16 protein-coding genes and 1 pseudogene are annotated in these 21,584 nt (G+C 70.8%); 7 read left to right on the top strand and 10 right to left on the bottom strand.

The window, feature by feature from the left end; genetic code table 11:
- Positions 1-13 precede the first annotated feature (13 nt).
- Genes AB0A63_RS27475 through AB0A63_RS27465 form a run of 3 tightly spaced genes read right to left on the bottom strand, consistent with a single transcriptional unit; the run spans position 14 to position 6,560 of the window.
- A complete protein-coding gene (locus AB0A63_RS27475) occupies positions 14-538 on the bottom strand; it encodes a GNAT family protein (RefSeq protein WP_360396470.1) in 525 nt (174 codons plus the stop codon).
- Positions 539-3,019 (bottom strand): DNA topoisomerase (ATP-hydrolyzing), encoded by a 2,481-nt coding sequence (locus AB0A63_RS27470; RefSeq protein WP_360396469.1) that lies wholly within the window; start codon positions 3,017-3,019, stop codon positions 539-541.
- Positions 3,020-3,053: 34 nt separating this feature from the next.
- Entirely contained in the window at positions 3,054-6,560 is a 3,507-nt protein-coding gene (locus AB0A63_RS27465) for an ATP-binding protein (RefSeq protein WP_360396467.1), read from the bottom strand.
- Positions 6,561-7,011: 451 nt separating this feature from the next.
- Between AB0A63_RS27465 and AB0A63_RS27460 the strand changes: the two genes are divergently transcribed.
- Genes AB0A63_RS27460 through AB0A63_RS27445 form a run of 4 tightly spaced genes read left to right on the top strand, consistent with a single transcriptional unit; the run spans position 7,012 to position 11,655 of the window.
- On the top strand, positions 7,012-7,377 hold the full coding sequence (locus AB0A63_RS27460) for a hypothetical protein (RefSeq protein ID WP_360396465.1): 366 nt from the start codon (positions 7,012-7,014) through the stop codon (positions 7,375-7,377).
- 23 nt (positions 7,378-7,400) lie between these two features.
- Positions 7,401-8,999: a DUF4331 domain-containing protein gene (locus tag AB0A63_RS27455; protein WP_360396463.1), complete on the top strand. Its 1,599-nt coding sequence runs from the start codon at positions 7,401-7,403 to the stop codon at positions 8,997-8,999.
- A 26-nt stretch (positions 9,000-9,025) separates the two neighbouring features.
- A complete protein-coding gene (locus AB0A63_RS27450) occupies positions 9,026-10,288 on the top strand; it encodes a tetratricopeptide repeat protein (protein ID WP_360396461.1) in 1,263 nt (420 codons plus the stop codon).
- Positions 10,285-11,655 carry a High-affinity nickel-transporter gene (locus tag AB0A63_RS27445; protein WP_360396459.1) on the top strand — a complete coding sequence of 457 codons (1,371 nt, stop codon included), beginning with the start codon at positions 10,285-10,287 and terminating at the stop codon, positions 11,653-11,655. Before AB0A63_RS27450 ends, AB0A63_RS27445 begins: the two co-directional genes overlap by 4 nt.
- Before the next feature lie 62 nt (positions 11,656-11,717).
- On the opposite strand, the gene AB0A63_RS27440 is transcribed toward AB0A63_RS27445, so the two are convergent.
- Positions 11,718-12,473, bottom strand: coding sequence for a zf-HC2 domain-containing protein (locus AB0A63_RS27440; RefSeq protein WP_360396457.1), 756 nt, complete (start codon positions 12,471-12,473; stop codon positions 11,718-11,720).
- A gap of 216 nt (positions 12,474-12,689) precedes the next feature.
- On the bottom strand, positions 12,690-13,442 hold the full coding sequence (locus tag AB0A63_RS27435; RefSeq protein ID WP_360396455.1) for a TetR/AcrR family transcriptional regulator: 753 nt from the start codon (positions 13,440-13,442) through the stop codon (positions 12,690-12,692).
- 101 nt (positions 13,443-13,543) lie between these two features.
- Between AB0A63_RS27435 and AB0A63_RS27430 the strand changes: the two genes are divergently transcribed.
- Both AB0A63_RS27430 and AB0A63_RS27425 read left to right on the top strand, forming a co-directional pair.
- On the top strand, positions 13,544-14,482 hold the full coding sequence (locus AB0A63_RS27430; protein ID WP_360396453.1) for an ATP-binding cassette domain-containing protein: 939 nt from the start codon (positions 13,544-13,546) through the stop codon (positions 14,480-14,482).
- Entirely contained in the window at positions 14,479-15,267 is a 789-nt protein-coding gene (locus AB0A63_RS27425) for an ABC transporter permease (RefSeq protein ID WP_360396451.1), read from the top strand. Before AB0A63_RS27430 ends, AB0A63_RS27425 begins: the two co-directional genes overlap by 4 nt.
- A 119-nt stretch (positions 15,268-15,386) precedes the next feature.
- Here AB0A63_RS27425 and AB0A63_RS27420 read toward each other — a convergent pair.
- From AB0A63_RS27420 to AB0A63_RS27405, 4 genes and pseudogenes are all read right to left on the bottom strand, one after another.
- A pseudogene (locus tag AB0A63_RS27420) lies at positions 15,387-16,244 on the bottom strand (carboxylesterase family protein).
- A gap of 53 nt (positions 16,245-16,297) precedes the next feature.
- Positions 16,298-17,155 (bottom strand): bile acid:sodium symporter family protein, encoded by an 858-nt coding sequence (locus AB0A63_RS27415; RefSeq protein WP_360396449.1) that lies wholly within the window; start codon positions 17,153-17,155, stop codon positions 16,298-16,300.
- A gap of 160 nt (positions 17,156-17,315) precedes the next feature.
- Positions 17,316-18,332, bottom strand: coding sequence for an MFS transporter (locus tag AB0A63_RS27410; protein ID WP_360396448.1), 1,017 nt, complete (start codon positions 18,330-18,332; stop codon positions 17,316-17,318).
- Positions 18,333-18,506: 174 nt separating this feature from the next.
- Entirely contained in the window at positions 18,507-19,856 is a 1,350-nt protein-coding gene (locus AB0A63_RS27405; RefSeq protein ID WP_360396446.1) for a cellulose binding domain-containing protein, read from the bottom strand.
- Between the two features lie 93 nt (positions 19,857-19,949).
- Between AB0A63_RS27405 and AB0A63_RS27400 the strand changes: the two genes are divergently transcribed.
- Entirely contained in the window at positions 19,950-20,720 is a 771-nt protein-coding gene (locus AB0A63_RS27400; RefSeq protein WP_360396444.1) for a hypothetical protein, read from the top strand.
- Positions 20,721-20,756: 36 nt separating this feature from the next.
- On the opposite strand, the gene AB0A63_RS27395 is transcribed toward AB0A63_RS27400, so the two are convergent.
- Positions 20,757-21,515, bottom strand: coding sequence for an SGNH/GDSL hydrolase family protein (locus AB0A63_RS27395; RefSeq protein WP_360396442.1), 759 nt, complete (start codon positions 21,513-21,515; stop codon positions 20,757-20,759).
- Positions 21,516-21,584: the final 69 nt, after the last annotated feature.

Genomic DNA, 21,584 nt, shown 5'->3' with positions numbered 1-21,584 from the left:
GCACGGACGGGAGCTACGGCTCCTGGTCGAGGTCGTGGAAGTCCGGCACGGTCGTCGTCCCCGTGCGCCAGTCGTGCCGGAGCACCGCGTACCCCACCGAGTCGAACCGGCGGCCCTCGCCGTCCGGCCACGCCCGGCGGTAGTGCGCCTCCTTGACGTAGCCGCACTGCGCGAACACGCGGCGCATCGCCAGGTTGTCCTGCCGGGTCGTGGCCTCGATCCGCTGCACGTGCGCCAGCTCGGTGAAGAGCTTGTCGGTGAGCCAGCGGACCGCGGCCCTGCCCAGGCCGCGGCCGCGGTGCCGTGCGCCCACCCGCAGGTCGAACATCGGCGTCTCGTCCCCGAGGTCGAACAGCCGCACGATCCCGGCGCGCTCCCCCGCCACCTCGATCCAGTACGTCTCGTCGTAGTACCCGGACCGGACGCGGTCGAGCACGTCCGCGCGGTCGACGGTGGCGTTCGCGTGGAACGGCCACGGCTCGCCGGCGAGGAAGTCGGCCAACGCCTCCGCCTCGCCGGCCTCGAACCGCCGGAACACCTAGTCCCTCTCGATCAGGTGGCCCACCACGTCCGGACCGGGGTGCGCGTGCCCGGACCCGTCGCGGCGCGGGTCGATCTCCGGCAGCTCCACCGGCGTGCCCTTCACGTCGGACCCGGCCGGCCGCGACCCGATCCACGCCACCACCAGGTGCGTCTCGCCCTTCAGGAACCGCTGCGACCGCACACCGCCGGTTGCGCGCCCCTTCGCCGGGTACTCGGCGAACGGCGTGACCTTGACGCTCTGCCCGCTCGACGTGACCACCATCGGCTCGCCGTGCTGGCCGTCACCCGTCTTGACCGCGCCGAAGAACAGCACGTGCGCGTCACCGCTGAGGTTGATGCCCGCCATGCCGCCGCCCTTGAGGCCCTGCGGCCGCACCAGCTTCGCGTCGTAGCGCAGCAACGACGAGTCGGAGCTGACGAACGCCAGCGCCTCCGTGCCGTCGTCCAGCCAGGTCGCGCCGACGACCTCGTCGCCGTCCTTGAGCGTGATGACCTCGAACTCGTCCGACCGCACCGGCCACTCCGGCGAGCACACCTTGACCGTGCCCAGCTTCGTGCCCAGCGCGATGCCCGGCGAGGACCCCGGGTCGAGCGGCGCGATGCCGACGACCTTCTCGCCCTTTTCCAGCGGCACCAGCTCACTGGCCGCCATGCCGCCGCGCAGGCTCACCGTCCCGCTCTGCTCCGGCAGCACCGGCAGCGGCAGCACGTCCGTCTTGAACGCCCGCCCCCGGTTCGTGACCAGCACGACCTGACCGCGCGCCGTGGAGTGCACCAGCGCGGCCACCGCGTCGTGCTTCACCCGCCCGGCCCGCCGCTTGCCCTCCGACGCCTCCTCCGACTCCGCCGCCGTGCGCGCGACGAGCCCGGTGGCGCTCAGGATCACCTGGCACGGGTCGTCCGCGACCTCCAGCGGCCCGGCCGGCTTCGACGCCGCCAGCACCTCCTTGAGGTCACCGTCGATGAGGCTCGTCCTGCGGTCCCCACCCAGCTCCTTCGCCACCGCGGCCAGCTCGCTCGACACGAGCTTCTTCAGGACGCCCTCGTCCTCCAAGATCGCCGTCAGCTCCGCGATCTCCCTGGTGAGCTTGTCCTGCTCGCCCTCCAGCTCGATCTTGTCGTACCTGGTGAGGCGCCGCAGCGGCGTGTCGAGGATGTAGGACGCCTGGATCTCCGAGAGCGTGAACTGCTTCATCAGGCCGTCCTTCGCGGCGGCGGCGTTCTCGCTGCCCCGGATCAGCTTGATGACCTTGTCGATGTCGAGCAGCGCCCTGAGCAGCCCCTCGACCAGGTGCAACCGCTCCTCGCGCTTGCGCCTGCGGAACTTCGTCCTGCGCGTGACGACGTCGTAGCGGTGCCGCAGGAAGACCTCCAGCAGCCCCTTGAGCCCGAGCGTCCGCGGCTGCCCGTCCACCAGCACCAGGTTGTTGATGCCGAACGACTGCTCCATCGGCGTCAACCGGTACAGGTCCGCGAGCAGCGCCTGCGGGTTCACCCCGACCTTGCACTCGATGACGAGCCGGATGCCGTTCTCGCGGTCGGTCAGGTCCTTGACGTCCGCGATGCCGGTCAGCCGCTTCGACTTGTTCACCTCGTCGGTGATCTTCTCGACGATCCGCTCCGCACCCACGCCGTACGGCAGCTCCGTGACGGTGATGGCCTGCCGCCCGCGCGACCCCTCCAGCGGGCCGATCTCGATCTTCGCGCGCATCCGCACGACACCGCGACCGGTCTCGTAGGCCTTCCTCACCTCGTCGAGGCCGAGCAGGATGCCACCGGTGGGCAGGTCCGGCCCCGGGACGAACTCCATGAGCTTGTCGAGGTCGGCGTTCGGGTGCGTGATGAGCCACCGCGCCGCACCCACCACCTCGCGCAGGTTGTGCGGGATCATGTTCGTCGCCATGCCGACCGCGATGCCGGACGTGCCGTTGACCAGCAGGTTCGGGAACGCCGCCGGCAGCACGCTCGGCTCGTCCAGCGAACCGTCGTAGTTCGGACGGAAGTCGACCGTCTCCTCGTTGAGCTCGCCGACCAGCTGCATGGCGACCGGCGACATGCGGCACTCGGTGTACCTGCTCGCCGCGGGACCGTCATCGGGGCTGCCGAAGTTGCCGTGGCCGTCGATCAGCGGCTCGTTGAGGCTGAAGTCCTGAGCGAGACGGACCAACGCGTCGTAGATCGCCGTGTCACCGTGCGGGTGGTACCGGCCCATGGTGTCGCCGACTACGCGCGACGACTTCACGTACGGGGTGTTCGGCCGCTGCCCGTTCTGGTTCATCGAGAACAGGATGCGCCGGTGCACCGGCTTGAGGCCGTCCCGCGCGTCCGGCAGAGCCCGCGAGTGGATGACCGAGTACGCGTACTCCAGGTACGAGTCCTCGATCTCCGTCTTCAGCGAGTTGTCGAGCACACGGGCACCGGCCCGGTCGAACGCGGCCGGATCGACCTTGGTCGTGGGTCCCTTACGGCGTGCCATGACTTCGTAACTCCGTCTGTTCTCTCGAGAAGGCTTAGAGGTCGATGGCCGACTGGTCGACCCGTGCGGCGGACTCGACGAGCCAGTTGCGGCGCGGCTCGACCTTCTCGCCCATCAGCAGCTCCAGCGCGACCTCCGCGGCCTCGACGTCGTCCATCGTGATGCGGCGGACACTGCGGGTCGCGGGGTTCATCGTGGTCTCCCACAGCTCGTCCGCGTCCATCTCACCCAGGCCCTTGAACCGCGGCACCGGCGTCACGACCTGCTTGCCGGCCTTCTCCAGCCGCGCGACGGTCTGCTCCATCTGCCGCTGGGTGAAGGTGAAGTGCGTCTCGGCGTTGCGGCCGCGGGTCATGACCTTGTGCAACGGGGGCATGGCCGCGTAGAGGCGGCCGTCCTCGATCACCGGGCGCATGTACTTCGCGAACAGCGTGATCAGCAACGTGCGGATGTGGCTGCCGTCCACGTCCGCGTCGGCCATCAGGATCACCCGGCCGTAGCGCATCTGGGAGATGTCGAACGTGCGGCCGGTGCCGGCGCCGAGGACCTGGACGATGGAGGCGATCTCGGCGTTGCGCAGCGTGTCGGCGAGGGACGCCTTCTGGACGTTGAGGATCTTGCCGCGCAACGGGAGGAGCGCCTGGTACTCGGACACGCGGGCCATGCGCGCGCTGTTGTGCACGAACACACCGGCTTCGAGCGCGAAGTTGTGGTAGCCGTCCACGGTCAGGTCGTAGACGTCCTCGCGCTCCGGCAACGCCTCGACAGCGGCGACCGCGTGGTTGACCAGCGTCGCCGCTTCCCGCAGTCGGATGAAGTCGTCGTCGTAGTGCGCCAGCACCTTCAGGAACTTCAGGCCCGTCTTGGCGTTCGCCTTGCGGTCGAGCTCGTAGGACAGCGCCAGCTCGAAGTTCGACGGCGTGTCCAGCATCGGGGCGAGCCGCTTGAGCGCCGCGATCCGGCGCCCCTCGACCTGCTTGGCCACCCGCTCGGCACGGGACGTCGACTCGACGTAGCGGCGGCGACCGGCCTGAACCGCCTCCAGGTGGCCGGTCGACGCGTCGGCCATCCGCTGCTTCATGCGTGCGGAGTGCTCGCGGCCGAACTCGGGGTGGCTCTCGTGCCACGCGATGACGGCCTCACGCTGGCGCTGCCGCTCGACCGGGTCGGCGAACTGATCGACCGTGGTGCGGGAGCGCCAGGCGAGCAGCTCTTCGTCCTGCCACTGGGCCAGCGAGCGCTCGCTCCACTCCTCCCGCCTACCGGGCTGGGCGAAGAACGCGCGCACCCGCGCGGCGGCCGCCGCGCGGTGCTCCGGCTCGGCCCAGTACTCGGCCTGCAGCGCACGCATGCGCTCGGCGTAGGCGGCCTTGTCGGCGTCGCTCAGCTCGGCGTACCAGTCCTGGAAGCCCTGCTCGATGCGAGCGCGGAACGCCGGGTCCTGGTTGCGGGCGGCGAGCCTGGCCAGGCACGCCGCGCGGAACTCCTGGTCCTTCCACTGTTCGGACAGCATCGCCGACTTGATCTCGGTGCCGCCGGCCGCGAGCCACGCCCGGTAGCCCTCGTGCACGTGCTCGCCCATCATCGCGGCGTGCAGCGCGGCGTGGTCTTCCCACGTCATCCGCTTGAGGTTGCGCGGGTCGTTGTTGCGCTTGTCCACGTCCACGTGGTGGCGGACGTTGCCGTTCGCGGCGCTGTCGAGGCCGTGGCGCAGGTTGTGGGCATCGGCCAGGTAGTGGGTGTAGACCCATTCCTGCCGGTCGTTCATCCACACCCGCTCGTAGCCGTCGAGGTTGTGGCCCTCGGCCTTCGACGACACCGACCGGTAGAGCGGCATCAGCGAGTCGCCGGGCTGCAGCGCGTCGGCGCGGCGGTACGAGCCGTCGCGCAGGCGGAACAGGTGGTCGGGGGTGCAGCGGACCGACGCGCCGTTGTCCAGGGTGACGCGGATCAGCGGGGCGTCCTTCTTCGTCAGCCGCGGCTCGACCAGCGGCACGACGACCACGCGGCCGGCCTTGTTCGTGGCGTAGCCGAAGTGCGTCACACCGCGCTGCCAGTCGTCGACCAGTTCCAGGAACGACAGCGACTTGCCCGACGCCAGCGCGACCTGCGTCTCAGCCGTGAAACACCCGAGGGCGCTGTCGCCCTCCACGAGGAAGAGCTCAGACCGCGACACACCCGTGGTCCGGCAGTCCACCAGCTTCGCCGGCATCGCCGCGCCTTCGAGCGCCGTCTTGCGCCGGGCCGCGTCCTTCTGCTGCTTCTGGGTCAGCCGGACGCGGGAGGCGTCGACGACCTTCTGGAGCACGGTCTTGGCCTCGACCTTGGTCCTGCGGTCCTCGGTCCAGGCGCGCACCTGCTGGTCGACGATGCCCTGCAGCACCTTGGTGATGCCGGCGGTGGACAGCTCGTCCTTGGTCTGCGAGGTGAACTGGGGTTCGGGGATGCGGACGTGGACGACGGCGGTCATGCCCTCCAGCACGTCGTCCAGCGTGGGCGGGTCCTCCTTGGGCTTCAGCAGGCCGCGGGTCTTGGAGATGGCGTCCTGGACCGCCTTCAGCACGGCGCGGTCGAAGCCGCGGCGGTGGGTGCCGCCGTGCACGTTGCGGATGGTGTTGGTGAAGCACTCGACGGTGCGGTCGTAGCCGGTGCCCCAGCGCAGGGCGACCTCGACCTCGGCCTGTCGCTCCACTTTGGACCGCATGACGCCGTTCTCGTCGGCGGCGTTCTCGAAGTAGGTGCCGGTGCCGGTGATGACGAGGGTGCCGGAGACGGCGCGGTCGCCGGAGGGGGCCAGGAAGTCGACCATGTCGGTCAGGCCGTTGGGGTAGTGGAAGACCTCTTCGGAGATCGCGTCTTCCAGCGCCGACTTGAGCACGTAGGTGACGCCGGGCACGAGGAACGCCGTGTTGCGCAGCTTCATGCGCACGGTCTCGACGTCCAGGGAGGCGCCGTTCTCGAAGTAGCGGGCGTCGTACCAGTAGCGGATGGAGGTGCCGGTCGACTCGCCGCGCTTCATCTTGCCGACGACGTTGAGGCCGTTCTGGCGGGTGAACGCGGCCTTGGGGCCGGGGCCGTCGAAGACGCCGGGGACGCCGTGGGCGAACGACATCTCGTGGACCTTGCCGCCGCGGCGGACGGTGACGTCGAAGCGGTGGGAGAGGGCGTTGACGGCGGAGGCGCCGACGCCGTGCAGGCCGCCGGAGGTCTTGTAGCCGGAGCCGCCGAACTTGCCGCCCGCGTGCAGCTTGGTGAGGACCAGTTCCACACCGGACAGACCGGACTTGGCGTGCACGTCGGTGGGGATGCCGCGGCCGTCGTCGTCGACCTGGACGCTGCCGTCGGCGTGCAGGGTGACGACGATCTTGGTGGCGTGGCCGGCCACGCCCTCGTCGGTCGAGTTGTCGACGATCTCGCTGAAGAGGTGGTTGATGCCCCGGCTGTCGGTCGACCCGATGTACATGCCTGGCCGCTTGCGGACGGCCTCGAGACCTTCGAGGTGCGTCAGGTCGTCGGCCCCGTACAGGGTCTCAGCGGTCACGGGTGGTGCTCCCTGGATTGTGTGCGGACTGCCAGCAGGGTATCCGCCTGGACCGACAATTTTCCGCAACGGTGGTGCCCTTCGACCCGCAGGGCGGGTGACGTCGACCTCGCGCGCCGGTCGGGCGGTCCCGAGAAAGCCTGCTGACCTGGCAAGACGCGGTTCACCGACCCAAACGACCACGGCGATCGGGCGGTTGTCGAACGTCACGGGCCCGAGCGCGCCCCGAGGCCGGGTGCCCGAGCACGTGCGGGGTCGGGCGAGGGACCGGATCAGGCGGTTGTGATCGTCCACTGTGGACCGGAAACCGGCGGGTGCTCCCGGTCGGCGGCGGGGGCCGAGGTTGCGCGCGTGACCCAGCCGAGACCTTCCCGACACTGGTCCGTGAACCGCTGTGAACGACGGCACGTATGCCCCGGTGTCAGATCGACGACCGGGACGGGGTGATCGCGTGCGGCACGGTGTGGACCCGGGTCCCTTCCAGCAGACCGCGCACAGCCCGTCCTGCTTCGAGCCGGCCAGGACGGGCGCGGGTCAGCCGGTGGGCTTCCGCACCCCGTGCAACCCGCACTTCCCGACCCCGCAGACGTTCGAGGAGCCGGCGAAGAGCCTGCGGCTGCTGTCCCGGCACCGGGTCCTCATCCGCGAGTGCGCCACCGAGCTCGGCATGAGCAGCGGCTTCGCGCGCCTGGTGGTCCGGCCGGAGTCCGACGTCGAGCGGCTCGTCGAAGGCATCCGCGACTTCACCAGGGCGAGGTGGACCTCAGCGCACTCAGCCCACCCCGGCGAACCCCCGCTGCTCATGCACAGCGCCTGACCCCCTCGAAAGGCAGACCAGAGATGTCGTCACCGCACGTCCTCAGCGGTCGGCGCGGCCAGGTGGCCGCGGCCGCGCTGGTGGCAGCCACCCTGCTCAACGCCGCCCTGTTCGGCGGATCCGGTGCCACCGCGTCCTCCCACCGCGAGGCACCGCTCATCGCCGGTGACCCGGCCGTGGACAACACGGACCTGTACGCGTTCGTCAGCCCCGACCACGGGGACACGGTCACCCTGGTCGGCAACTGGTTCCCGTTCCAGGAGCCCAACGGGGGCCCGAACTTCTTCCCGTGGGCCACGGACGCGCAGTACGACTTCAACATCGACAACGACGGCGACGCCAAGGCCGACGTGGTGCTGCGCTGGCAGTTCCACGACGACGACCGCCGCAAGAACAACACGTTCCTCTACACCAACGGCCAGGTGGACTCGCTCGACGACGAGAACCTGCTGTTCCGCCAGCGCTACGACATCGAGGCGATCTACGAGAACGGCCAGAAGGTCAAGCTCGTCGACAACGCCCCGGTCGCGCCGTCGCCGAACGGCCCCGCGTCGATGCCGGACTTCAAGAAGCTGCGCGACCAGGCGACGGTGCAGCTGCCCGGTGGCGGCAAGGTGTACGTCGGGCCGGCCGAGGACCCGTTCTTCCTGGACCTGCGGGTGTTCGACCTGCTCTACGGCGGGAACCTGAGCGAGGTCGGCCAGGACACCCTGCGCGGCTACAACGTCAACACGATCGCGATCCAGCTGCCCAAGCACGCGCTGGCGCTGAAGAACGACGCGAACCGCAACCCGAACATCGGCATCTGGAGCACCACGCAGCGCCGCACCATGAAGCTGTCGCCGGGCAAGGCGGAGGCGGTCGGTGACTTCGTGCAGGTCTCCCGCCTGGGCAACCCTCTGGTGAACGAGGTCGTGGCGCCCGCGGGCCTCAAGGACGCGTTCAACGGCCTGCGCCCCGACCAGGACGGAGGGGTGAAGGAGCTGGTGGACCGGGTGGTGAACCCGGAGCTGCCGAAGCTGGTCGAGGCCATCTACAAGATCCCGGCGCCGAAGGGCCAGCGCGACGACCTGGCCGAGATCTTCCTGACCGGCATCAGCACGAAGATCGGCGCGCAGATCAACGCCGACCTGAACTCGCAGATCAACAACGCCGACGTCGACAAGCACCGGTTCCGGCCGGCGGAGATGCTGCGGCTGAACATGTCGATCAACCCCAACCCGAACCCGAACCGCCTGGGGCTGCTCGCCGGTGACACACAGGGCTTCCCGAACGGCCGCCGCCTCACCGACGACGTCGTGGACATCGGCCTGCAGGCGTTCGAGGGCGCGGCGGTGACGGGCAAGCTCGTCGAGGCGCTGGCCGCCGGTGACAAGGTCGACCAGAACGACCAGCCGTTCGAGGCGGCGTTCCCGTACGTGGCGCTGCCCCGCAACGGCACGGCCGTGAACACCTCGGGCACCACCGCCGAGGTCGCGGTGAACCCGGTCGGCCGGATCGGCAACCTCGACCCGATGGCGATGACCACCGCGGTCGGCTCGGCGCTGGTGTTCGGCGCGGGTTTCTTCCTGTGGCGCAAGCGCCAGGTTCACATCCGCGAGTACGGGTCGCACTCGAAGTGAGGTATCAGCAGCGACAGGCCGTCGCGGTGGGTCTCCTGGTCACCGCGGCGCTCGTCCACCTGGTCGCCTCCGGTCCTGCCGGCAGCAGGGCCGGGGGCGAGCCCCCTGTTCCCGTGGTGGCGCAGCAGAACCAGCTGCACCGGGTGGTGCACCAGCTCCAGCAGCGGCTGCACCGGGTGCCCGACGACCCGGCGTCGTGGGCGCGGCTCGGCGCTTCCTACGTGGAGCTCGCGCGGGTCACGGCCGACCCGGCGTACTACGCGAAGGCCGAGGGCGCGCTGAAGAACGCGGGCGACACCGGTCTGGCCGCCGTCGGCATGGGCACGCTGGCCAACGCCCGGCACGACTTCCACGCCGCACGCGAGTGGGGGTTGCGGGCGGTCGCCGCCCTGCCGTCCTCCGCGGAGGGCTACGGCGTGCTGGCCGACGCGCTGACGCAGCTCGGCGACGACGCGGGTGCACAGGACGCGGTGCAGCGGATGCTCGACCTCAAGCCGAACACGGCCTCGTTCGCCCGCGCCTCCTTCCACCTGGAGCTCCACGGCGACGTCGACGGCGCCCGCGCCGCGATGACCCGCGCGCTGAACGCGGCCGCGACGCCCGAGGAGATCGCCTTCTGCCGGTACCGGCTGGGCGAGCTCGCGTTCGACCACAACCGGCTCGACGAAGCCGCTCAGCACTACGAACGGGGTCTGGCGGCGAGAGGAGACGACATGACCCTCACCCAGGGCAAGGCGAAGGTCGCGGCGGCACGCGGTGACGTCCCGGTCGCGATCGAGGAGTACCGCAGGCTCGTGGCCCGCGCTCCCCTGCCGCAGTACCTGCAGGAGTACGCGGAGCTGCTCGCGGCCGACGGCAGGGCGCAGGAGGCGGCCCGGCAGTACGACGTGCTGTCCGAGCAGCAGCGGCTGATGGAGTCGCAGGGTGCCTCCGACGACCTCGCCGCGGCGCTCGTGGCGGCCGACCGCGGTGACGGGGTGCGGGCGCTGCGCCGGGCCGAGTCGGAGTGGGGCAAGCGGCAGAGCGTGTTCGTCGCCGACGCGATGGCGTGGGCGCTGCACGTGAACGGGCGGGACGCCGAGGCGCTGGCCCACGCCGACCGCGCCGCCGCGCTGGGCTGGCAGAACGCGACGTTCTCCTACCACCGCGGCATGATCCTCGCCGCGCTCGGCCGGGTGGCCGAGGCGCAGGAGGCGCTGGTGCGGGCGCTGCGGCTGAACGCGAACTTCTCCCCGCTGCACGCGCTGAAGGCGGGCCGCAAGCTCGCCGAGCTGCGGGGCGGGCGGTGAGGTACGCCGTCATCGGCGCCCTGCTGCTGGCCGGGTTCTTCGGCCTGCAGGGCGAGGCCTTCGGGCACCCGCTGGGCAACTTCAGCGTCAACCACTACCACGGCCTGCACCTGCACCCCGACCGGATCGACCTCAGGTCGGTGGTCGACGTCGCGGAGATCCCGACGCTGCAGGAGAACCTGCGGGACCGCGACGCCGGGCGCTGGTGCGACGAGCTGGCCGGCACCGACCGGTCCACCGTGGACGGCCGGCGGATCACCTGGACCGTCGCCGGCGCCACCAAGGAGCACCCGGTCGGGCAGGCCGACCTGGTCACCACCCGGCTGGTCTGCGAGCTCACCGCGAAGGTCGACCTCGCCCGGCCGGCCCGCCTGGAGTTCCACGACGAGTCGAACACCGACCGGGTCGGCTGGCGGGAGATCACCGCCGCCGGCACCGGGGTGCGGCTCACCGGCTCGCCCGTGCCCACCGAGAGCATCAGCGGCGAGCTGCGGACCTACCCGGAGGACCTGCTCAGCAGCCCGCTCGACGTCCGCTCGGTCGCGTTCACCGCGCAGCCCGGTTCCGGGTCGGAGCCCAAGCAGGCCACCGGTTCCCCGATCCGGTCGTTCAGCACGACGGCCGCCGCCCTCAACGACATCCTGGGCAGCGACGAGCTCACGCCGTGGCTCGGTTTCCTCGCGCTGCTGCTCTCGCTCGTCCTCGGTGCCTCGCACGCCGCGCTGCCCGGTCACGGCAAGACGCTCATCGCCGCCTACCTCGCGGGCCGTCAGGGCACGCCGCGCGACGCGTTCGTCGTGGGTGCCTCGGTCACGGTCACGCACACCGGTGGCGTGCTGCTGCTCGGCCTGGTCATCAGCGCCTCCAGCGCGCTGGCCAGCGAGCAGGTGCTGCGCTGGCTCGGGCTGGTCAGCGGCCTGCTGATCACCGGCATCGGCGTCCTGCTGCTGCGCTCCGCGCTGACCCGCGAACCCGCGCTCGCGGGAGCCGGACACGGACACGGGCACGGGCACGGGCACGGGCACGGACATGGGCACGGTCACGGGCACGGTTACGGGTACAGCCGGGCGAGCCTGATCGGCATGGGCGCGGCCAACGGCCTGGTCCCGTCACCCTCCGCGCTCGTCGTCCTGCTCGGCGCCGTCGCGCTCGGGCGCACCTGGTTCGGCGTGCTGCTGGTCCTCGGCTACGGCTTCGGCATGGCCGCGACGCTGACCGGCGTCGGCCTGCTGCTGGTGAAGGCCCGCGACCGGGTCGAACGGCTGCTGGACGGCCGTGCCACAAAACTGCTCTCGCATTGCGCACCCGTGGGCACAGCCGCGTTGGTCATCGTGGTCGGCGGGTGGCTCGCATTGCAGTCCGCATAAATGACATCAATGCGAGAAGGGCCCGCATTCCGAACAGAATGCGGGCCCTTCTTCGTCCGTTCCTACATGGTGGCCACGACGAACGGCTTGCCGTCCCCGTTCTCGACCGCCACCGACTTCACCTCGTCGAGGGGAACGCTGACCATGCCCCGCACGGTCACCCCCTCGAGCCGCCCCTTCTCGCTGGAGGTCCACACGTGGGCCTCCGTCCTCGTCCCGTCGGCGCCGATGACGACGAGCCTGCACCTCTGGGCGGCGGGCAGGCCCTCGATCCTCGCGGTGACCTCGTAGCGGTCCTGCGAGGACGGAGCGACCTCCGCGACCAGCCTGATCCCGCCCGAGGTCCCCTCGCCGCTGCGCGACGCGGAGATGGACGTGTCCGGTGCCCGGTTCTGCATGAAGACCGCGCCACCGCCGAACGCCACCACCGCGGCGACGGCCGCGGCGGCGAGGTAGCCCGGCCAGCGCCGGGCCTTGGCGTGCTGCGGCTCCGCGAGCTCCTCCACCTGCCGCGGACTGGCTCTGGGCTGCGGGTCGGCCACCCGCGGCTGCGGGATGACCGACTCCTGCCTGATCTGCCGCAGCGCCCGCTGCAGCACCAGGTCCGACGGCGTGGGCAGGTCGTCTTCGAGCTCGTGCAGGAACACCTCGCGGGACACCTCGTCGAGCGCCCTGCGGATCCGGTGGAAGTCGGCGACCTGCGCACGGCAGGAGGGGCAGCCCCTCAGGTGCTGCTCCACGCCATGGCTCTCCTGCGCGTCCAGAACGCCGAGCGCGTAGCAGCCAAGTGTGACCGCATCGTGCGCGCCAGCTGTCATGCGACCTCCTCGTCGTCCCGAATCGACCCCCGCGGCGAAACGGTGTCACAAGGAAAACGGGCGGACGGGAGTGCTCGGTTCAGCCCGTGAACGAGTTGAATCCGATTGCGCATAACAATGGCATTACGCAACCGCTCGACTCCGGTTCACCGGTGCGCTGAACAGCGCATTTCACTCGAACGGCCGACTCAAGTCCACCTCACCGGGCACACAGGACTACTGGCACGTCTCTCGACGAACCACCGGTCGTTCTCCGGATTCCAGGAACACCGCGAGACCGTCGAGAAGACGTGCGAGACCGAACTCGAACTCGTCCAGCGGCCGTTCGAAACCGCCCGTGTTCCAGATGTGGGTCATCATCGGCAGCCGGTCCGGCGTGAAGTGCTCCCAGAGCGCCTCCCTGCCGGTCCACCAGTCCTCCTCGGACACCCCGGTCTCGCGTTCGGTCCGCACGCGGTCGGCCATCGCGCGGCCGACCCCGTCGACGTGGTGGGCGACCGCCGTCACCACGGCCACGATCTCCTCCGGCCGCAGCCCCAGCTGCGAGACGGCGGCGTAGGCCGCGTCCCGGCGGGTCATGGCGTGCGGTCCCGGCATGACCCGCGAGGTGGTGAGCTGCAGCATCCACGGGTGCGCGCGGTACATCGCCCACATCTGGCGCGCGAAGAACTCCAGGCCCTCCCGCCACGGTCCGGGCGGGGTGCGCTCGGTCTCGCCCCAGGCCGCGTCGACCATCAGGTCGAGCAGCTCCGACTTGCCCGGCACGTGCCGGTACAGCGCCATGGCCGTGCTGCCCAGCGCCTCGGCGACCCGGCGCATGGTGAGCGCGTCGACCCCCTCGGCGTCGGCCACCTCCATCGCCGCCCCGACCACCCGCGACTGGCTCAGCGCCGCCTTCGGTCCCCTGGTCGGCTCCGCCGGCGGCGCCCACAGCAGGCGCACGCTGCGGTCCCGGTCGCTCTGCTTCACCCAGCCCCCTCGTCCACACCGCACTTGCCGGTGAATCCTAAAACCGTGTACAACGTACACCTCGTATACGTTGTACACAGTTGGATCACGGGGGTGAGGACGTGGGACACGCGGTGCTCGCGGAAGGCCTGCGCAAGGGGTTCGGCGGGAAGGCTGCGCTCGACGGGTTCGACCTGGCGGTGCCGGCGGGAACGGTGTGCGGCCTGCTCGGGCCCAACGGCGCCGGCAAGACGACGGCGGTGCGCATCCTGGCCACGCTGCTGCGGCTGGACGGCGGCCGGGCCGAGGTGGCGGGCCACGACGTCGCGCGGGAGGCGCCGCGGGTGCGGCGGCAGGTGGCGCTGAACGGTCAGCAGTCCACGGTGGACGACGTGCTGACCGGCCGGGAGAACCTGGTGATGTGGGGGCGGCTCTACCACCTGTCCAGGAAGGAGGCCCACGCCCGCGCGGAGGAGCTGCTGGCGCAGTTCGGTCTGACCGATGCCGCCGACACGCGCGTGAAGGCCTACTCGGGCGGCATGCGGCGGCGCCTGGACCTCGCGTCGAGCTTCATCACGCGGCCGTCGGTGCTGTTCCTGGACGAACCGACGACCGGGCTCGACCCGCGCAACCGCGGTGAGGTGTGGCGGGAGGTGAAGCGGGTCGTCGCCGAGGGCACGACGGTCCTGCTGACCACGCAATACCTGGACGAGGCCGACCAGCTCGCCGACCAGGTCGTGGTGCTCGACACCGGCCGGGTCGCCGCCCAGGGCACGCCCGACCAGCTCAAGTCCACGCTCGGCGGCGACCGGATCGAGGTCGTGGTCCGCACCGCGGAGGAGCTGCCGGTCGTGGCCGGTGTGCTCGGACCGGCCGCCGAGGTCGACCACGACGCGTTCCGGGTGAGCGCGGCGGTCGCGGACCGGGTGGCGGCGCTGACGCGGGTGACCTCCGCGCTGGCGGCCCGCGGGGTGGAGGCGGAGGACATCGCACTGCGGCGGCCGACGCTCGACGAGGTCTTCCTGGCGATCACCGGCCACCGGGCGGAGGCGCGGGCGTGAACGCGGTCGGGTACGCGGCGGTCGACTCGTGGGTCGTCGCCAAGAGGGAGCTCGTCCACTGGGTGCGCGAACCGGTCAGGGTGTTCGCGAACCTCGCCTACCCGGTCATCTCGGTGCTGATCTTCGGGCTGGTGTTCGGCAGCGCCATGAACGTCTTCGGCGGCGGCGACTACATCGAGTTCCTGCTGCCGGGCATGTTCGGCCAGACCGTCGCGTTCGGCGTCGGCAGCACGCTGTTGATGGTGTCGATGGACGCCGACCGGGGCGTGACGGACCGGTTCCGCGCCTCGCCGATGTCGCAGACCGGGGTGGTGGCCGGGCGCAGCATCGCCGACCTGGTCAACTCCTCGCTGGAGCTGCTCGTGCTCGCGCTGTGCGGACTGGTGATCGGCTGGTCGTTCCACGACGGGCTGGTCAACGCGCTGCTGGCGTTTGCACTGCTGCTGTGGCTGCGGTTCGCGCTGGTCTGGGTCGGCATCTACGTCGGCCTGCTGGTGAAGCCGGCGGCGGCGCAGGCGTCGTGGATGTTCCTGTTCCCGTTGACGATGTTCGCGAACACGTTCGTCTCGCCGGAGCTGATGCCGGGCTGGCTGCGCGTGGTCGCGGAGTGGAACCCGCTGTCGTCCACGGTGGCCGCGGCGCGGGAGCTGTTCGGCAACCCCGGTGTCGGCGGTGACTCCTGGGCGGCGCAGCACTCGGTGCTGCTGGCCGTGCTGTGGCCCGCCGTGTTCGTGGCGGTCTTCTGGCCGCTGTCGGTGCTGAAGTACCGCGACCTCAACCGTTAGCGCCGCGCGGTAGCCGGTGCGGAAGTGGTCGGCGAGCCGGCGCCGGGCCGGGCGTGGTTGCCGCGGCACGGCTTTGCGCGCATCCGGCAGGTCGCACGGACGCGCGCCGCTCGGATCGCTCAGCCGGTCCAGAGGTCACACCGGTGGTCGGCCGGTCCGACCTGCCCGGTCGCGAAGACCCGGACGTCCTGGCGGGCCCAGCCGGGACGTCCGGTGCGCGCGAACCGCGTCCACACACCGGCCATCTCGTCCGCCAGCGCCCGTTGCCGCGCGGTGAGCTCGACGCCGCCGTAGCCGAACAGGAACGGCAGCTCCGAGCCGTGGTAGGCGCCGTACGGGAACTCCGGCATCCCCTGGAAGATCATCGGCGGGTCCGGTTCGGCGAACTCGTGCGTATGCGCGCGCAGCCCGGCCGTCGGGCACGCCGAGGTCATGTCCGAGAGCGCCGCGGACAGCGGCACCCGTCCACTCCGGACGATCGCCCGGTGGAACAGCCCGCGCGTCCGGGGCGACGTCGGCTGGGCGCACGTGGAGAGCCCGCCCGCCGACGCCCCGAACAGCGTGACGTTGTGCGGGTCACCGCCGAAGCCCCGGATGTTGCGCTGGACTCACTCCAGCGCGGCCTGCTGGTCGCGCAGCCCGAACGCGCCGGAGCCGGCGAGCCCGGGGAAGCCGAAGTACCCGAAGGCACCCAGGCGGTGGTTGACGGTGACGACGACGGAACCCCGGCGCACCAGCCGTTCGACGCCGTAGTCGGCTCCGGCGCCGGTGGTGGAGCTGCCGCCGTGGACCCAGACCAGCACCGGCCGGTGCGCGGCCCGCGGCGGCCTGGTGACGTTGAGGTACAGGCAGTCCTCTGCCTGGTCGCAGCGCGGACCTGGCCGGTCCGCCTTCAGGACGCCCTGCCAGGGCCGGGCGGGCTGCGGGTCGCGCCAGCGGTTCTCCCCGACGGGGCGAGGAGAACGGCCGCGAGCAATGTGGTTGTGGTTGAACGCATGTCACGCTCAACCCAGCCACAGCCGCAACCGCTTCAGCCGACCGCGGTCCTGTTCCGCGCCAGCAACTTCGCCGCGATCGCCGCCGGCAGGTACATCAGCACGCCGTACACCGCGGGCGGGATCGCCATCGTCTCGTCGTTCAGCACGGTGAGGGCGAGGGTGATCGCGATCGTGGCGTTGTGGATGCCGATCTCCATGGCGCTGGCGACGGCCTGCCCGCGGTCGACGTTGAACGCCTTGGGCGCGTAGTAGCCGATCAGCAGGCTGAAGACGCTCAGCAGCAACGCCACCGGGCCGAGCGTGGTGATGTTGTCGAGCAGCTGCCGGTGGGCCTGCGCGATCGCCGCGATGATGACGAGCACCAGCACCACCACCGACGCGACGCGCACCGGGTCGTTCATCCGCAGCGCCCACGCCTCGAACCTGCGCCGCACCAGCATGCCGATCGCAACCGGCACCAGCACGATCGCGAAGACCTGCACGAACTTCGCCGGCTGCAGCCCGACCTCGGCGCTGTCCGCCATGAAGTGCGCCATGCTCAGCCCGACCACCAGCGGCAGCGTGAACACCGCCAGCACGGAGTTGATCGCCGTCAGCGTGATGTTGAGCGCGACGTCGCCGCCCGCGAGGTGGCTGAACAGGTTCGCCGACGTGCCGCCCGGTGACGCGACGAGCAGCATCATGCCGACCGCGAGCACGCCCTGGAGCCCGAACGCGAGCACCAGGCCGAGGCAGATCGCGGGCAGCACCACCACCTGGCAGACGAGAGCGATGACGGCCGCCCTGGGATATCTCGCGACCCTGGCGAAGTCCCCGGTGGTGAGCGTGAGGCCGAGGCCGAACATGACCAGGGCCAACGCCAGCGGCAGGAAGATCTGGACGACGAACACGGCGGCCTCCGCGGATTGTCCGGCTTGTGAGGTTCGATCTGTTCGGACGATCCTGGCGTTACGTCCGCCCCGACCGGCTCCTCGTCCACATCAGCTCCCCGCGGACGTCGAACGGCCGACCTCGGCAGCGTGCTCGGCCCGCCCGTCCCTCTCCGCCCGGTCACCTCCGCAGCGAGACCACCACCGCGACCACCAGCACCAGCACCCCGACCGCCACGGCCGACCCGAGCACCCACGCCGCGTACACCGCGTACGCCACGAACTCCGACCCGATCCCGGCCACCGACGTCACGGTGGCCCGCGCGTCGGTGTCGATGCGGTGCTGCAACTCGGTCTCCACGTGCACGAGCACGAACCGGTAGAGCCCGTAGAACAGTCCCAGCAGGACGATCGCCGCCGGTACCGCCAGCACGGCCGCGAGCACCAGCACGCCACCCGCGGCGAACAGCACCCAGCCGCGCCACGGCAGCCTGCCCGCGAGCGACGCACCGGCCGCGCCCATCAGCGGCACCCCGATCGTGGCCAGCGGCACCCACACCGTGGGCACGTGCCAGTCGTGGGCCAGGAGCGTGAAGTACTCCTCGAAGGCGTCGATCGCGTACACCAGCGCGACCGCGATGACGGCCCGCCTGACCGGCACCGCCTCGCGCAGCCCGGTGCGCAGGGTCGCGAGGTACCCGTCCTCGCCGGGCGCCGGCTCCCTGTCCGGTTCGGGGAACCGCAGCGCGATCACGGCCGACAGCAGGCACATCGCCACGCTGACCCACCCGGCCAGCGAGTAGCCGCCGAGCGAGAACAGCACGGTGGCCACCACGGCGACCGGCACCTGGGCGATCAGCTCGACGGTGTCGACGCGGGCGTTGAGCCGCCCGTACGACTCCTCGTCCCCGTTCGCCGCCAGACCGTCGTACAGCAGCGCCTCGAACGCACCGGAGGTGAGCGTGCCGCCGAGCCCCCACAGCACGAACCCGGCCGCGAAGCCCCAGAACGACGGGAACACCACCCACGCCGCGTGCGCGAGTGCCTGCAGCACCCCGGCGGCCACCAGCGAGCCGCGCCGGGAGAACCGGTCGGCGATCGCGCCCGAGGGCACCTCGAAGACCACCGCGGTGGTCGACCAGATGGCGAGCAGCACCGAGATGTGGGCGTCCGACAGCCCGCTGTCGGCGAAGAGCAACGCGTACAGCGCGTAGATCGGGAGGAGGTGCGAACACCACGCCCACGCCGTCGCGGTCCTGGTCAGATCAGTTGAAGATCAATGTCGTCGACGCATGGCACAAGCGTAAGCCGTCAGCGCCACCGAATAAACGGCGCTGACGGCTCGTGCTCGACCGGGAACCGGCCGTGTCGCCTAGAAACCGGCGGTGATCTTCGTGAACGCCAGGTCGGCCTGCGCGATGCCGGAGCACTGGTCCGCCACCTGGCCGTCGCAGCCGCCGCGGTCGCGGTTGACCGCCCAGAACGCCAGGCGCCCGAGGCCGTTCGCCTTCGACCAGTCGCGGATCGCGGTCCAGTCCTCGACGCTGGTCACCTCGCGCTGGTCGGACAGGCCGTTCATGCCGGAGATGCCGACGTGCTTGAACGCCTCGGCGTCGTTCCAGCCGAAGGTCGACTTGAGCTTGTTCTTCAGCGCGGTGGCCGCGCCGATCGTGTCGGTGCGGACGTTCGAGCTGCCGAAGTCGAACGGCATGATCGTGAACACGTCGACGTTCGCGTTGAGCGCCTTGGCCTGGTCGATCAGCCGGGCGCCGTAGAAGTTCGGCCCGGTGGTCGTGGTGCCGAACGTGACGATCGTCTGGATGCCGGGGTTCTTCTGCTTGACGATCTTCAACGCGGTCAGGATGCGGTCCTGCACGGTGGTGTTCTCGAACTCGTCGGAGTTCTCGATGTCGATGTCGATGGCCTTGAGGCCGTAGGTGTCGATCACCTTCTGGTAGGCGCCGGCCAGCGCTTCCGGCGTCGAGCAGTTCGGGCCGAGCTTGTTGCCGCTCCAGCCGCCGAAAGACGGCACGACGTCACCACCGGCCGCGCGGACCGCGTTGATCGTCTGCTGGTCGACACCGCCGGTCAGCGGGCGCTGACCGTCCCACGACGGGGTGCAGCCGCCGCCGGAGAGCACGAACGCGAGCGTGAACCACTTGACGCCGGTCTGGCTCATGACCTGCGTGGCGCTCTGCGGGTTGCCCCAGCCCAGGTACAGGTAGGGCGCGCCGCGGCCGGTGCCGGGCAGCGGCGGGTTCGACGTGGTCGTGGTCGTAGTCGTAGTGGTGGTCGTCTTGGTGGTGGTCGTCGTCGTGCCACCGGTGCCGTCGCACGACGCGCCGTTGATCTTGCAGCCGGTGGGGCTGCCGCCGGAGCCGCGGACGGTGAAGCCGAAGCTGGTCGAGCCGCCGACGCCGACGTTGCCGTTCCAGCTGTTCTTCACCGTGACGGTCTGGCCGTTCGCGGTGTAGGTGCCGTCCCACAGCGACGCGATCGACTGCCCGCTCGGCAGCGTGAACTCCAGGGTCCACGAGGTGAGCGCGGTCGAGCCGCCGTTGCCGATCGTGTACTTGGCCTCGTAGCCGCTGCCCCAGTCGGACGTCTTGGTGAACGCGGCCGTCACGCCTGTCGCACCGCTCGCGGGAGCGGCGAGCACGCCTCCGACCACGGCGGCAACCGCCACCCCGATGGTCAGGAACTGCCAGCGAAACCTCTTCATGGTGCTCCTTCACGTGCAGGGATACGTGATGGCGAGCACGTTAACTGGTCTGGACCATTGGTTCAAGGGTGCGCACGTCTAGTCTCGGTCGCGATGAGGGCAGCAGAGATCGCGCGACACATGGCCGCTTGGGCCGCCAGTCCGGACATCCAGGTCGCGCAGACCCGATACCGCCTGCAACTGGCCGAAAACTGGCAAATCCCCGTCGGTGGCAGGATTCTGGAGATCGGCTGCGGCCAAGGCGACATGACCGCCGTGCTCGCCGACCTCGCCGGTCCGAACGGGACGGTCGTGGGCGTCGACGTCGCGTCGCGGGACTACGGCGCGCCGGTCACCGTCGGCCAGTCCGCCCGGCACCTGCTCGACGGACCGCTCGGTGCGCGGATCGACATGCGGTTCGAGACCGACGTCCTGACCGACGACGTCGGAACCGGGTACGACCTCGTCGTGCTGGCGCACTGCTCCTGGTACTTCGCGTCCGCGGGCCTGCTCGAACGGACCCTGGCGAAGGCGCGTGAGCTGGGCGCCCGGCTCGCGTTCGCCGAGTGGGACCCGCAGCCCGCCGCGGTGGACCAGCTGCCGCACCTGCTGGCCGTGCTCGCCCAGGACCGGATCACCGGGGACACCGACGTCAACGTGCGCGCACCGCTGACCCGCGCGACGGTGCTCGATGCACTGGGCCGCACGGGGTGGGAGGTCGAGCGGGTGTCCGACGTGGACACCGGCGAGCTGCAGGACGCCGACTGGGAGGTCGCGATCGCCCTGCACGAGGCACCGGACGGGCTGGCCAAGGAGCTGCTGCGGCAGTCGGCGGCCAAGCACGGCAACGTGCCGTTGCCCGCCTACGCGCTCACAGCACGCTAGTTGCCACAACACGTTCTCGCGGCAGGAAAGATCGACTCACGACGGCGGCGACAGCTCCGGCCACCGCGGCCGGACGACGTCCCCCGACGACTGCCCGCGCAGCCGCCGCACCACCCACGGCACGACGTGCTCGCGCGCCCACCGCAGGTCCTCCGCACGCCGCACCCGCCGGTCCACCAGCGGCGCGATGTCCAGCACGGTCCGCTCCAGCGAGTGCCGCACGCCGAGGCCGTCCAGCACCGAGATCGCGACCTCGCGGTGCCCCAGCGCGTTGAGGTGCAGGCGGTCCACCGACCACATCCGGCGGTCCCGCAGCTGCCGCATCGACCACATGTCGACCAGGACGCACGAGTGCTCGGCCGCGATGGCGCGCACGTGCTCGTTGTAGATGGCCACCCGGCCGCGCATCCGGCGGAACACCGGGTCGTCCGCGCCGTCGACGCCGGTGAACAGGACCACGCGCGCGCCCGCGACGGTCAGCCGCGCCACGGCGGCCCGGTACCGGCGCATCAGGCCGTCGATGTCCACCTTGGGGCGCATCAGGTCGTTGCCGCCCGCGTACAGGGACACGAGGTCCGGCTTCATCGCGAGGGCCCGCTCCAGCTGCTCCCCCAGCACCTGGGGCAGCAGGCGGCCGCGCACGGCCAGGTTGGCGTAGCCGAACTCCGGGTCCGCCGCACCCAGCACCTCGGCCACGCGGTCGGCCCAGCCGCGGACACCGTTCGGTCGACCGGCGTCGTCGTCGCCCACTCCCTCGGTGAACGAGTCCCCCAACGCCACGAAACGCTTGCTCATGGCGTTCACGGTAGGTCGGAGCCGCGCGGCCGGGTTGCGCGGGTCCGGATAACGGTTCGATAACGCCGG

Origin of the sequence: Lentzea sp. NPDC042327, from assembly GCF_040647275.1 — a bacterium.
Classification (GTDB): Bacteria; Actinomycetota; Actinomycetes; order Mycobacteriales; family Pseudonocardiaceae; genus Lentzea.
This window is presented reverse-complemented; position numbering and strand designations above follow the sequence as displayed.

Bases quoted from the DNA above. Each gene is read 5' to 3' on its own strand.
- AB0A63_RS27470 (WP_360396469.1), bottom strand. From the start codon at position 3,019: ATGGCACGCCGTAAGGGACCCACGACCAAGGTCGATCCGGCCGCGTTC.
- AB0A63_RS27455 (WP_360396463.1), top strand. From the start codon at position 7,401: ATGTCGTCACCGCACGTCCTCAGCGGTCGGCGCGGCCAGGTGGCCGCG.
- AB0A63_RS27440 (WP_360396457.1), bottom strand. From the start codon at position 12,473: ATGACAGCTGGCGCGCACGATGCGGTCACACTTGGCTGCTACGCGCTC.
- AB0A63_RS27405 (WP_360396446.1), bottom strand. From the start codon at position 19,856: ATGAAGAGGTTTCGCTGGCAGTTCCTGACCATCGGGGTGGCGGTTGCC.
- AB0A63_RS27400 (WP_360396444.1), top strand. From the start codon at position 19,950: ATGAGGGCAGCAGAGATCGCGCGACACATGGCCGCTTGGGCCGCCAGT.
- AB0A63_RS27395 (WP_360396442.1), bottom strand. From the start codon at position 21,515: ATGAGCAAGCGTTTCGTGGCGTTGGGGGACTCGTTCACCGAGGGAGTG.